9 protein-coding genes are annotated in these 13,415 nt (G+C 43.5%); 3 read left to right on the top strand and 6 right to left on the bottom strand.

Features of this window, described 5'->3' with window-relative positions; translation table 11 throughout:
- The 3 genes from Q0081_RS24575 to Q0081_RS24585 form a co-directional block, all read left to right on the top strand.
- A partial coding sequence (locus Q0081_RS24575; RefSeq protein ID WP_298360006.1) for an NAD(P)-binding domain-containing protein occupies positions 1 to 1,002 on the top strand: 1,002 nt, incomplete at its 5' end.
- Between the two features lie 110 nt (positions 1,003 to 1,112).
- Positions 1,113 to 2,063, top strand: a complete 951-nt coding sequence (locus tag Q0081_RS24580) for an RraA family protein (RefSeq protein ID WP_298360008.1) — start codon at positions 1,113 to 1,115, stop codon at positions 2,061 to 2,063.
- A 51-nt stretch (positions 2,064 to 2,114) separates the two neighbouring features.
- Positions 2,115 to 3,389 (top strand): mandelate racemase/muconate lactonizing enzyme family protein, encoded by a 1,275-nt coding sequence (locus Q0081_RS24585; protein WP_298360010.1) that lies wholly within the window; start codon positions 2,115 to 2,117, stop codon positions 3,387 to 3,389.
- A 42-nt stretch (positions 3,390 to 3,431) separates the two neighbouring features.
- Here the strand turns inward: Q0081_RS24585 and Q0081_RS24590 are convergent, their stop codons facing one another.
- The 6 genes from Q0081_RS24590 to Q0081_RS24615 all read right to left on the bottom strand — a co-directional run bounded on the left by Q0081_RS24590 (position 3,432) and on the right by Q0081_RS24615 (position 13,348).
- Positions 3,432 to 3,914 carry a hypothetical protein gene (locus Q0081_RS24590; RefSeq protein ID WP_298360012.1) on the bottom strand — a complete coding sequence of 161 codons (483 nt, stop codon included), beginning with the start codon at positions 3,912 to 3,914 and terminating at the stop codon, positions 3,432 to 3,434.
- 98 nt (positions 3,915 to 4,012) lie between these two features.
- Positions 4,013 to 5,269, bottom strand: a complete 1,257-nt coding sequence (locus tag Q0081_RS24595) for an alkaline phosphatase family protein (RefSeq protein ID WP_298360014.1) — start codon at positions 5,267 to 5,269, stop codon at positions 4,013 to 4,015.
- 5 nt (positions 5,270 to 5,274) lie between these two features.
- Positions 5,275 to 7,572: a polyphosphate kinase 1 gene (gene ppk1, locus Q0081_RS24600; RefSeq protein ID WP_298360016.1), complete on the bottom strand. Its 2,298-nt coding sequence runs from the start codon at positions 7,570 to 7,572 to the stop codon at positions 5,275 to 5,277.
- A 93-nt stretch (positions 7,573 to 7,665) separates the two neighbouring features.
- Positions 7,666 to 8,043: a retropepsin-like aspartic protease gene (locus Q0081_RS24605; protein WP_298360018.1), complete on the bottom strand. Its 378-nt coding sequence runs from the start codon at positions 8,041 to 8,043 to the stop codon at positions 7,666 to 7,668.
- An 11-nt stretch (positions 8,044 to 8,054) separates the two neighbouring features.
- Positions 8,055 to 10,025 carry a DNA topoisomerase (ATP-hydrolyzing) subunit B gene (gyrB, locus tag Q0081_RS24610; protein ID WP_298360020.1) on the bottom strand — a complete coding sequence of 657 codons (1,971 nt, stop codon included), beginning with the start codon at positions 10,023 to 10,025 and terminating at the stop codon, positions 8,055 to 8,057.
- Positions 10,026 to 10,384: 359 nt separating this feature from the next.
- Complete coding sequence (locus Q0081_RS24615) at positions 10,385 to 13,348, bottom strand: DUF5107 domain-containing protein (RefSeq protein ID WP_298360023.1); 2,964 nt, start codon at positions 13,346 to 13,348, stop codon at positions 10,385 to 10,387.
- Positions 13,349 to 13,415: the final 67 nt, after the last annotated feature.

Consider the following 13,415-nt stretch of genomic DNA (forward strand, 5'->3'; position numbering starts at 1 on the left):
GGTCAGAAAGTCGCTATCCTTTTCCAAATTGGACAAGTGGCACAACTTGGCGATTGGTTGGTGCTTTTGGCAATTCAACTTGGAGAGGCAGCATTACATTTGATACACCGCCAAAATTTTTATTTGGAGTATGTCCGTTGGTTCCTGAAGCAAACTCAACCTTCGATACATTCTGCTTATGTGGTGGATTTACAACAAACGGCTCAGGGATTTACGGCAAAATTAGACGACGGCAGTACCATAAAAGCCCAAAATGTGGTCGTAGCGATAGGTTTTCAGTATTTCGCCTTCACACCCAATGAATTATCAGTCATTTTACCCAAGGGCAAATTTTCTCACACCTGCCAAACTGTTCATTTAGAGGAATTTGCTCAGAAGTGGGTTTTGATAATTGGAGGACGCCAAAGTGCGTTTGAATGGACAGCCCTCCTTCACGAAAAAGGAGCCTCAGAAGTTCATGTAAGTTATCGACATGATACACCCCAATTTGCAGTTGCCCACTGGAATTGGGTAATGGATGTCGTAAACAACATTGGTCAACATCCTACTTGGTTTCGTGAATTAAGCAGTGAAGACAAGGAAAAATACCTCTATAAACTCTGGGCTGAAGGCCGTTTAAAAGTAGAACCGTGGCTCGACGAGAGTGTCCACCATCCCAATGTCTATCTTCATCCGCATACCCAAGTAGTCAAAGCAGAAATAACCCCTGCTGATTCAGTAAAAATTGAGTTAAGCAACGGTGAAATACTGGAAGTAGATCACATCATAACAGCGACTGGTTACAAAGTGGAAACGAATCGAGTGCCGTTTTTGAATCCCAATTTGCTGTCTGCTCTTCAGTGTTCAAACAGTTTTCCAACTTTAGACTCCCATTTTCAAAGTAATATCCCCGGCTTGTTTTTCACAAGTTTTATGGCAGGCCAAGACTTCGGTCCCTTTTTCGGTTTTACCATCGGCGTGCGCACCGCCGCTCAACTTATTGGTCAGCAATTAAGCAAGTAATCTCTTTTTATTACTATTCTATCTATACATATTACTTTTCCAAAGTAGCTTTCTCGTCCATTTCTCTTTTATACTTAAATTCTCCTTTTAAGTATAAACCCTTCGATTCTATGAAACATATACGCTCACTGAGTGTATTTTGGGCTTGTTTAAGCCTGAGCATCTCTCTTGTTGCCCAACAAATTTCCAAAGAAGAACTCCTGTTTCTCACTCCCGAATGGAAAGGCGAACGCTTTGCTGACGGACGACCCAAAGTGTCGGATGCGCTCCTAAAACGCATGAGACTCGTCACCCACGAAGAAGCATGGGCCGTCATGAAAGGCGAAAATTACAAGTTCCAATATGCCGAAGGCTGGCAATGCATCAATCCTGACAGCGTGTTGGTAGGCCGAGCTTTAACCGCTACGTTCATGCCGGGTCGGCCCGATGTTCACCGCGTCATTGATAAAAAAGGGCACGAAAAAGACGGACGTATTAAGTCGCAAAACTCGTGGCCGATTGATTTGCTGGTGAAAGGCGATGTGTATGTAGTAGATCAGTTTGGTGCTCACGAAAATGGTCCAACGATTGGCGATAACTTGGGGAATTCCATTTATGCCAAATCAGGCAATGGAATTGTCTATGAAGGAGCTGTTAGAGACATTGCAGGTTTGAAAGAAATCGGTGGTTTTACTTCGTTTTTCCGTACTTACCATCCTTCGCACCACCTCAACAACCCCGATGGAGAGTTAAACACCACCTTAGTGGGAATCAATCATCCCACACGCATTGGAAAAGTCATGGTTATGCCCGGCGACGTAGTTTTGGGACGAGACGGTGCCGTTACCTTTATTCCGCCGCATTTGGCAGAAAAAGTGGTTACTACTTCTGAAATTGTGCGTTTGCGTGATATGTTTGGCCATGAACGATTACGCCAACAGAAATACACTGCTGGACAAATTGACAATCGTTGGTCGGACGATATAGAAAAGGATTTTTCGCAGTGGCTCAACGCCCACATCAACGAACTTCCCGTACCGAAAGAGCAAATTCAGGAATACCTGAAAAAACGGACTTGGTGATATTATTTACAACTTCTCTCTACCCTTTCCACTTTAACCTTTACACTCAAAATGACTTCCCGCCGCGATTTTTTGACTAAAAGTGCCATTTCTACCGCCCTTGGGCTTTCCACTTTCAGCAGTTTTGGGCAAGGGCTCGAAACGGCCGTTGAGCGCGCTCCCCTATCTTCGGCTCCTTCTGATTTAAAAATAACGGATATAAAATGTGGGTTTACTCGGGGTGGCCACAGTCTATTTGTGAAAGTCCATACCAATCAGGGGATTCATGGGTGTGGAGAAGGAGTGGATGCTACGCCCGGCACCTACCATCTGGTCAAGATGATGGGGGAACGTATTAAAGGTAAAAGCCCGCTGAATGTTCACCGACTTTTTGAAGACGTTCGACGCGCCGGTTTCTTTGAAGGAGCTCAGGCAGGAATGTACATTGCCGTTTTGTCGGCCGTTGAATCGGCGCTTTGGGATTTGGTAGGAAAAGCCCTCGGATTGCCGGTTTATCAATTATTGGGCGGAAAATTTCGGGACAAAATTCGGGTTTACTGCGATACCGGAGCTTATCGCACGACAGAAACAGGACCTGCTGCCTTTGCCCAAAGCGCTAAAGCAGCCGTAAAAATGGGTTTCAATGCCGTGAAATACGATATTGATGAGCGCAATGACCCCAACAAATACGATGTGTATAACTGGACGGCCAACAACATGGAGTTGGAGCGAATGTACAATCAAATCGCTGCTGTGCGCGAAGCCGTTGGACCCAAGATTGATATTTGCGTAGATATGCACGGGCGCTACGACACAACGACGGGCAAACGGGTTGCCAAGATGATGGAGCCGTTAAAATTGCTGTTTTTGGAAGAACCTTTTCCTGCCGAAAACCCGGAAGCCTATAAAATCGTCCGCGATTCTACTCAAACGCCCATTTGTGCGGGAGAAAATCACTATTTGGCACACGGATTCAGAAAATTATTGGAACTTGGCGCCGTGGACATCATTATGCCTGACCTTCAAAAAGCAGGTGGACTCGGTGAAGGTCAACGCATTGCCAACTTGGCAAACCTCTATTACGTACCCTTTGCTCCCCACATGGTTGCCTCGTATTTGGGCGCGATGGCCTCGGCCCACGTATGCGCCTCCGTACCTAACTTTTTAATTTTGGAGTGGCAAATTTATTTCCACGAAGACCCTATGTTCAAAGAAATAGTAACCTTTGACGGGCCAATGGTGAAAGACGGCTATATTCCACTTTCTGAAAAACCCGGTATCGGTGTTGAGATCAACGAAGAAGGAATGCGCAAGTACGCGCCAAAAGGCGTGCCGTTTTTTGAGTAATAAAATGGAAGATCAGCCGCAAAAATGTGGCTGACCTTCCATTTACTGACAACTTCGTATAAATTTACAGGCGTTGGTCTCCCCTTCTTTTCCAACAAGTATCGTGAGTACCAATTCAGTAGTGGTCAACTTGGATACTCCCACTTTTTTATAAGCCAAACTTCCGCCTAAAATCTGCTCGTTCAACGTAATTTCTTTTCCGTCAAAAGTATAGTCAGTTACTAAGTGAGCAGGTGTAGCTGCTATCAATCCATTACTGACTCCGGGTGTATTGTCAGTCACTTTCAACTTGCCATCCGAAGTAAATTCTACGAAATACGAATTGTCAGTCGCTTTTTTCCAAGTTGAGTCTACAATCACCGGACAGCATCCACCGTAGTATCGAAACTCGGTCATTGCCCATGGTCCAATCAGTGTGGGTTTTTCAGAAGCGCATCCCTGAGGACTCAGCAGGGCATCTTGCGAAGTTGATTTGCATTGCACTTCAATCAATGCTACCAAACCAATCAAAAACAAATTTTTCATTAGCGTCATAATTAGTATTCTCAGTTTGGTGAAACATCTAACTATTGTCTCACTAACTACATGACGCCTGAATTCGCTGAAAGGTTGGAACTATCGCTTTATTCCACTATCCATTTATTTTGCGAATTGTACTTTGCTTCCAACACAATCTTGTAGAGTTTTGAGGGAATTTTTGAAATATCAATAACTACTTTTTCATTACTGACCGCCACTTCATCCATCAGCAGATAACGGTCTGCACCGCCCTGCTCAAAGTTGTTTGTCGTTGATAACCAAATCTTTACCATTCCTTCTTTTTCCAGCGCTTTCCAAGTCAATTCAATGCTGTTTACTTCCTTTTTAACGTTGGAATTAATGAGTGACAATTTGCCCGTCAAACGCGTACCGTCTATTTCAAACGCCTGCTCTTTGGGAATAGAGATTTGTAGATGTTGCGCAATGGTTGGCATTATATCCACCACCCCCGGAATAGCTTCAATACCTGTTTTTCCCAAAAAGTAACTATTCAACGCTTTAGCATTGGTCACCATCCACGTATTGCGCTCACGGTCGGATTGCCCCCCGTGATTTTTTCCGCTTGCAGTATCTCTCCCGTGGTCGGTAGTGATAAACAGTTGCCACTCTTCTCCGAAATTTTTCTGACGGTATTGAATCGCCTTCCACAAATGTCCCATTTGATTATCCATTAGTTGAACAGCTTTGGTAAACTGCTCACTATCCCCGTATTTATGTCCCATATCATCAGTATATTCCAAATAGACCCACGACAGGTCGGGGCTTTCATTTTGAATGTATTGGGACGCCTCATCCACTACTTTTTCATCAATTTGATGAATGTAATTGGCTTCCTTATCGTGCGGAAACTGTAAGGTATCTAACTCAAAACCGTCGAAAAAATAGTCTACTTTCAGGCGATCGGTCTGCGGCAATCCATCCCCAATCAATTTTGTACGATTGTCGAGCCACGTTGAAAAAACAGCGGTCTTTTTCTGCGGATATTGCTCTTCAAAAAAGCGGAAAATAGTCCAATAGTGATAATTTGGGTCTTCGATGCTGTTGTCCCATACATTGTGCTTATTCACCCATGTCCCCGTTAAGAGACTATTGTATCCTACTGCCGAGATGGTAGGTGTTTGCGAATACGTATTTTTTTTACCGCCCACATACGCACGGGTATAACCACCTTCTTTGGCAATAGCCTTCAAATTAGGCAAATCAAGCTTCTCAATGACGTCTGAAGCTATTCCATCTACAATGACAAACAAGGCTTTACGTTTATTGGATTGCGCCCAACTTTTTTCAGTAACGTACAAAAGAACGGGTATAAAAATCAGTACTTTAAAATAATTCCTCATTGCGATTAGGCCTCGGATTCTATTTCGGTAAGGGGGGATTCCGCAGAAGGCTCTTCCTGTGGTCTTGGTTGAAAAAAGAGTTGCGTTTTCATCACCTCTTCCAAGGTTACCTCAAAGAAACGCTCATGAATATTGAAGGTTTCGCCCTCTTCTGGTATGGCACATTTTATATAATTGCCATCTTCCAACAACTCATAGGAGTTGACGTTGTCACGAAGGTTATAGTCCAAAATATGAATGGCCTGTTGCTTCACGCGAGGATTCACAAAAGCAAACATAGACTCAATCCGACGGTCAAAGGAGCGAACCATGACGTCGGCGCTACCGCCATACACTTTCGAATTTCCGTTGTTGTGAAAATAAAAAATACGCGTATGTTCTAAAAAATCACCTACAATAGAACGCACAGTAATGTTTTCACTCAATCCGGGACGACCTGGACGAAGGCAGCAAATTCCTCTCACAATCAGACGAATCAATACCCCTACCTGCGAGGCTTTATACAATTCCTCAATGGTACTTTTGTCTTCCAAAGAGTTGATTTTAATGCAAATACCGCTCGGCAATCCTTCCTTGGCATTGGTCGCTTCCTGCTGAATCAGTTTGATAATCTGCTTGCGCATATCGCGCGGAGCAGTCAATAAATATTGGTATTGATTTGGGAGTGAATGGCCGGTAATTACGTTGAAAAACTCCGTAATGTCGCGGTTATACACCTCATCACACGTCAACAAACCGATGTCAGTGTACAATTTGGCTGTTTCTTCGTTATAATTTCCGCTGGCCAAATGGGAATAACTCACCACGCCATTCTCCTCAGCACGAACGATTTGAAGCAATTTCGTATGGGTCTTGAAACGGCTGATTCCGTAAATCACAAAACAACCCGCTTTCTGAAGTCGCTGTGCTTCGCGGATGTTATTTTCTTCATCAAAACGCGCTTTTACTTCAAAAAGTACCGATATGTGTTTTCCGTTTTCGGCCGCTTTCAAGAGCGCCGCCGTAATACGCGATTTTTTAGCCAATCGATAGATAGTCAGCTTGATAGCCAACACATTCGGGTCTTCGGCAGCATCTTCCAACAGCTGCAGTACGGGTTCAAAGTTATTATAAGGATGGTGAAGCATGACATCCCCTTCTTTGATAGTTTCAAAGATATTCTCTGTAATTTGGAGATTACTTAAACCCAATGGAGGTACAGGGGCCGGAGGTGGGGGAGCCAGTTGAGCAAATTCAGGGTGTTTGATGATTTGCCATAAGCAGGTAAAATCAAGCAAGTGAGCACAGGTAAACACATTGTAATCGTCTATTTCCCAGCGCTTTTTGAGCAAGTTAAGTAACCATTCCGACACACCGGGCTCAATCTCCATCCGAACCACCCGACCGAGACGCCGTGTCTTCAATTTTTGTTTTATCTCGTCCAAAAAGTCCGTTTCTACGTCGTCGTTTTCCTCAATAGAAAAATCTCCGTTTCGCACAATTCTGAACAAGTGCATATCGAGTATCTCGACATTTCGATACAGTTTTCTCAGTTCGTGGCGAATGATTTCTTCTATCGGAATGAAAAGAAGGACGCCGTCTTTACGCTCAATAGTATAAAAACGTCGTAAGTTAGCAGGTATCTGAACAAAGGATATTTTGCGATTTTCTTCTTCTACTTTGCTGTCTTCGTTGGTATTTGTCACTACCGCAAAAATCAGCGTTTTGGCTAACAAAACGGGAAAAGTGTGCGTGTAGTCAAATAGCATGGGTGTCAGCATCGGATAGATGGTACGGTCGAAATACTTCCCCACTTCCTTTCTTTCTTCCTCTTCCAAATCATCCCAACGGCCTATTTTCAGATTATGCTCCTCAAAAAGAGGCACCAGTTCATTAGCAAAAACATCATCCTGTTCTTGGGTAAACTTATGAATAGCAGACATCAGGGCTTTTTTGAAAGGCACTTCCCTCAATCCCGAATAATCTACCCGTTCTTTTCCGTAGTCTAAGTAATTGTACAAACTGCCTACCCGAATCGTGAAAAACTCGTCTAAGTTAGAGTCCGAAATCGCCAAAAACTTCATACGTTCAAACAACGTTCGACGAGTGCTTCGGGCTTGGTCTAAGACGCGAAAATCAAATTGCAACCAGCTTAGGTCACGACTGATAAAATTACTTTGCTCAATGGTTTGGCTAACCCTCTCCACTGAGCGGGCAAAGCGATCTTCTTCTTCGGCAGGTTTTCCTTCCTTGGTTTCCCGGCGGTCTCGAACGAAAGAGAACAAAGAGGCTATATTAGTTTTACGACTATCGGAATTGGGCATAGTTTAATTATTTTTTCAAAAATAGGATTATAACGACAAAAAGCCACTCGTCAGGGGGACGAATGGCTTTAATTAACGTTTTCTTAACAAAAGTTATTTCAACATTGCCTTCGCCACTTTGGGATCAACGATGACGGTATCATGCTCAAAATCTAATTTAATTCGCCATTTCTGAAATGTATTTACTCCAAGAATGGCATCTTCTGAGAGTCCCGGCACTACATAAAATTCATCAGATAACCGTACATCATTGATATAAAAATCAACGGAAATACGCTCTTCAATTCTAAGATAATGCCCAACCGCCGCAGTTGCTACATCCAATGGTCTGAATAGTTTTTCCAATATAGCTAAATCTTCAGCAGCATCAGGGCTAATACAAGAAAATGTTGCTCCTGAATCAAAAAGTGTATAAAGCACTTTTTCTCCCTGTGACCCTTCGTAATGCAATGGTAATTTAATAATTGACATGGCTTTGCTTTTTATACGTCCACGCGGGCATACTTAGCATTGCGCTCAATAAACTCACGACGCGGGGCTACTTCGTCACCCATGAGCATAGAGAATAAGTGGTCTGATTCGGCAGCCGATTCAATTCCCACTTGCTTCAAACTGCGATGCTCCGGGTTCATGGTTGTTTCCCACAACTGCTCAGGGTTCATTTCCCCCAAACCTTTGTAACGCTGAGTATAGACGCTGTCTTCTTTCCCGCCACCAATTTCACGCACGGCTAATTCACGTTGTGCTTCCGTCCAGCAATAGCGTTCTTCTTTTCCTTTTTTGACCAAATACAACGGCGGTTGTGCAATATAGATATAACCGTTGTCAATCAGGTCTTTCATATAACGGAAGAAAAACGTCAAAATCAACGTACGAATGTGGCTACCGTCCACGTCAGCATCGGTCATGATGATGATTTTATGGTAACGCAGTTTTTCCATGTTGAGGGCTCTTTCGTCACCTTCGCGACCAAAATGCACTCCCAACGCAGTAATCATATTCTTGATTTCGTCGTTTTCGTAGATTCTGTATTCCTGCGCTTTCTCTACATTCAAAATCTTACCTCTAAGCGGCAAAATTGCCTGAAAAGCACGATTACGGCCTTGTTTGGCGGAACCACCTGCGGAGTCCCCTTCCACTAAGTATAACTCACACAGTGATGGATCGGTTTCAGAACAGTCGGCCAATTTACCCGGTAATCCTCCTCCTCCCAACACGGTTTTACGTTGTACCATTTCGCGGGCTTTGCGGGCCGCAATACGGGCTTTCGCCGCCAAAATGACTTTATCAACGATGGTACGCGCTTCTCTGGGATTTTCCTGAAGAAAGTTGTCAAGCATTTCGCTTACCACCTGACTTACCGCTCCCGCTACATCGGAGTTACCGAGTTTGGTTTTGGTTTGTCCTTCAAACTGAGGCTCCTGCACTTTCACCGAAATGACCGCCGTAAGACCTTCACGAAAGTCATCACCGCTGATTTCGATTTTTTCTTTGGCCAAAATTCCTGTTTTCTCTGCGTAGCTTTTCAACGTACGTGTGAGCGCCATCCGAAAACCGGATACGTGCGTTCCACCTTCTACAGTATTGATATTGTTTACGTACGAAACGACGTTTTCTGAGTACGATGTATTATAAATCATCGCCACTTCAACCGGCACAGGGCCTTTGTCATTTTCCATGTAAATAGGCGTCGGAATCAGGTGATCGCGAGTGCTGTCCAAATACGTTACAAACTCCGTCAAACCTCCCTGCGAAAGGAATTCTTCAAAGCGTGGTTCCCCGTTTTCGTCCAAATCACGCATATCAGTAAGCGTCAGGCGAATCCCTCTGTTCAGGAACGATAGCTCTCTGATCCGATTGGCTACGGTTTCGTATTTGTATTCGGAAACGATGAAAATGCTGTCATCGGGCAGGAAGTGAACAAAGGTACCCGTATCGTCGGCAGTACCGATAGACCGAACGGGATACAATGGTTTTCCGATGTTGTATTCCTGTTCAAATATTTGGCCTTCGCGGTGTACTTCAACGCGCAGGTATTTAGAGAGTGCATTTACGCAGGATACCCCTACGCCGTGCAAACCTCCCGAAACTTTATAAGTATCTTTATCAAATTTTCCCCCTGCGTGCAAAACAGTCATAACAACTTCGAGGGCTGACTTTTTTTCCTTGGAGTGTATTCCCGTCGGGATACCGCGCCCGTTGTCTTTTACCGTAACAGAATTATCCGTATTAATGACCACTTGAATAAGATCACAATGACCTGCCAATGCTTCATCAATAGAGTTATCAACAACCTCCCAAATTAAGTGGTGAAGGCCTTTAACGCCAATGTCACCGATGTACATGGCGGGACGCTTTCTTACTGCTTCTAAACCTTCAAGAACTTGGATGTTTTCGGCTGAATAATTACTTCTGTCAATTTGCTCGGGAATTTCAATGGTTTCTGTTGCCATATTTTGAATTTGGGAACGAATAGCGTACTTATTTCTGAAATTATTTTAATTTTTTAACGCGTAAAGATACTATATTTTAGGCAAAAATCCTAAAATTTGCCCGTTTAAGGCAACTTGTCCATTTGCGTGGGTTGGTTATTGATTCCAAACAATAAATACCCTCCCACTGACTGTACAGAACGCACTTCTGCCTCTACTTTCAAGCCCGATTTTGCCTGTGTCAGGTATTGAAACCTCTATTTCTCCGACGACGAAAAGGGTGCCGGAGTTAAATCTTAAATACGAAGCACTTCCACACTATCATATAAATTTATTGTCTGCAAACCATTATCTACAAAAGTAATCCATTAACAATCAGGTTAGTTAGTACCCAGCTCTACGGGCAGCGATTTCAGTAATTCAAAGTCAGATTTTGGTAATTCTTTGCTGAGTTTCAATACATCGGCCATGTCCACTTTATGATTTTTCATTTTTCGGGTAATGTATTTTTTTAAAAAGGCGGTCAAATGATTGTCGGGGTCATAAGGAGCCCCTGAACCCAGATTTTCGGGCCAGGTTTCAGCTTGGTCCAAGTAAGGTTGGGCTTCTTTGTATTTCCTGTTTTTGGTCAATTCGGCAGCATAGCGAATATTGGCTTCTCTAAACAGCGCATGAGCGCCCGAAGCTCCTTCATTAGGCAAAATAGTAAGCGATTTCATCCAATCAATGCACTCTTTGTAACGACCCAATTTGAGCAATACGTACGCCCGCTGTTGTCCCAAAATATATACTTCATGGTCGGGTTTTTCAACTTTGACAAAATTTTGAACTTTGTCAAAGTTAGTATTCACCTCCAAGGCTTTTTTTAACTGTCCGTTGGCGGCGTAAAAATCTGACAGGGCTTTTACGACTCGCCAGTTGTGGGGTTCTAACTCATAAGCACGTTCGAGGCTCGCTTTAGCAGTAATTTTGTCTCTTTTAAACACATCTGCTTTGTATAAGTAATAAGGCACAAAATCAGGTTGCGGCATTTGGGTATCCATTAATCCAAAGTCAACCGTACCCTGCTTTTCTGAACGGTAAGAAGCAGTAGTCAAATGATGGTAGTAAAGTAATTTCCAATGTTGTTTTTGCTTGATAGCCCATTTTAAAACAAACGCGGTTTCATTCCGAAAGGGAAAAACCCCTTCACAAGACATAGAAATTACTTCATTTAAAGATATTTCTGACTCGTTTTTTAAGTTGATTTTATTGTATAAATAAGAGTTCCACAAGCTGATAATAGGGTTTTTTGGAGCTTCTTTTAATACTTCAAGTGCCCTACCATACAACCCTAAATCCACATAATTTATGGCAATTTCAAGATAGGTTTCTACAGATAATTCACCCCGAATCATCCCCATGAACTCCTGTCTATCAACGTCATTTTTGGTTATTTGAGCTATTTCAAAACGCGCAAAATGATTCAGTGGGTCTTTAAATAAAACTTCTTTCGCTTTCAATAAAGCACGCGCATTTAAGTTGAGGTTTCGCAAAACAATGATTTCCAACTGCTTGGCATTCCAGTTTTCGTTTTGACTTTCCAGCGATTGTTCTACCAATACTAACGACTGCGAATAATTCCTTTCTTTCACGGCAATTTTGGCCAAATGATACAAAGCCGCCGAACGATAAATAGGGTCAAGTGAAGCAGTTGCCAATCGGTCTTTAGCGACTGCCAATCGGTCATAATGCTCATTTGCAATACCTGCTATAAAATTGGCTTTGGCATCGTACGTATTATACGCCAACGAGAAATCCGTCAACAATTGCGAAGCATCTTCAACGCCCATCAAATAAGACAACTCCGCAAACAACGTCAAGGCGGGCGTATAGCTCGGGCTTTTCTTTAGCAGCTTTTGAAGAACGGTATCGGCCTCCGCGTACTTTCGTTGGTTCATAAAATCCTTAGCTTTTAGGAATAATCCATATTCAGAATCCCAATCAAACGACTTCGGATTTTTCAAAGGACGTTCAGTAACCAAAGATTCCCCATCTGCCATAATTTCATTTCCCAAACGAATCGCCAGTTTTTCGGTATCTCCTGTCCAACGAACAGAATCACGAACGACTTCCAACGGTTTCAAATCCAGCTTTTTAGTCATAAGGGGCTTCGAATCAAAACCAATCGTTAAGGTATCCTGTACAAACGAAACGGCGCAGTAGTCCAGTTTAAGCCAACCGTCCTGCACCCGTAAATTGATGGCTCCCTGCGGCGTGGCGTGCGTTAAGCCACGGGTATTTTTGACGGGATACCAATATTCAGTCCAACTGTCGTGCGTGTAAGGCATAAACGATACGTGCTTGAACGGGCTGTACATACTGCCTTCGGCGGCCTGATTGAACAATCGCCCCGATTGCAATTCTACGTATTGCCCATCGTCGTCAGTCAGGAGTTTTTCCCAGATCATGCCCTGACGCGAGAGCCCCCACACCCATACTTTCTTGCCCAGTTTTTCATGATACGGCGAATAACGGACAAAACCCATATTATCATCGTGCCAAAAACCGCCGAAGAAATCGGTTTTCTTTCCCAAAACGTGGTACGATTTGTAGGAACCGAAGTTGTTCTGATTGTAAAAATTCAGGTTTCTGCCCAATGAATCTTTCGGCCAAGAGCCTACTTCGCCGTCGTGGCCGATGTAATTTGTACCCGGAAATACAAACTCTAAGTTTCCTGCAGCTTTAAAACCCGCATTCATCCAATGGTAATAACTTGTTTCAAAGGGAGTTGCGTTGTACCAGTGCGATTTGGTGGTAAAATAGGCTTTGTCCTTTGGCAGATTTACTTCCACCATCCAACGCGTACGCGCTGACCAGTCCCACGCGCCCAAAAAGCAACTGACGCTTCCGTCGGCATTGGTTCGGGTATAGTAATCAACGGGCGTTGAAACCGTGGGAGCATGACCAATGTCGCCAAAATTGATTTCAATCCCTCCCGACGTCCAGGCACCGCGCATGGCTACGTCGCGAAATTTGACGGTATGATTGAAATAGATAAACGGATGATTGGTTGATTTCTCGTACGCTCCCCAGATTTTCCCACCTATTTCGGGCGTGATATATACTTTGATATAGTCGTTTTCGAGTTCAATAAACTTCCATTCTTTCATCACCGGTTTATCGGTATAGCCATCGAAACGAAAGTACGGGTAAATCCGTCCTGGTTTGGGTACCGGGTCCGGGTCAGAAAAAGGGTACGTTTTGAGGGTTTGGGTAGTTTCTCTGACAATTGCGTTTTGGGCATAGCTATTGATTTCAAAGCCAACCATTAGAAACCAAAGTAGTAAATAGAAACGTGACATATATCTTCGAAGTTGAGGCTTCAATTTACAAAAAACGGGCGGAAATCGCCCGTTTTTTGTTTAATCA

This window comes from Runella sp. (genome assembly GCF_027484545.1).
In the GTDB taxonomy this organism is placed as follows: Bacteria; Bacteroidota; Bacteroidia; order Cytophagales; family Spirosomataceae; genus Runella.

Excerpts from the sequence above, each read along its gene's own strand:
- Q0081_RS24580 (WP_298360008.1), top strand. The coding sequence starts at position 1,113 with ATGAAACATATACGCTCACTGAGTGTATTTTGGGCTTGTTTAAGCCTG.
- Q0081_RS24585 (WP_298360010.1), top strand. The coding sequence starts at position 2,115 with ATGACTTCCCGCCGCGATTTTTTGACTAAAAGTGCCATTTCTACCGCC.
- Q0081_RS24590 (WP_298360012.1), bottom strand. The coding sequence starts at position 3,914 with ATGAAAAATTTGTTTTTGATTGGTTTGGTAGCATTGATTGAAGTGCAA.
- Q0081_RS24595 (WP_298360014.1), bottom strand. The coding sequence starts at position 5,269 with ATGAGGAATTATTTTAAAGTACTGATTTTTATACCCGTTCTTTTGTAC.
- ppk1 (WP_298360016.1), bottom strand. The coding sequence starts at position 7,572 with ATGCCCAATTCCGATAGTCGTAAAACTAATATAGCCTCTTTGTTCTCT.
- Q0081_RS24605 (WP_298360018.1), bottom strand. The coding sequence starts at position 8,043 with ATGTCAATTATTAAATTACCATTGCATTACGAAGGGTCACAGGGAGAA.
- gyrB (WP_298360020.1), bottom strand. The coding sequence starts at position 10,025 with ATGGCAACAGAAACCATTGAAATTCCCGAGCAAATTGACAGAAGTAAT.
- Q0081_RS24615 (WP_298360023.1), bottom strand. The coding sequence starts at position 13,348 with ATGTCACGTTTCTATTTACTACTTTGGTTTCTAATGGTTGGCTTTGAA.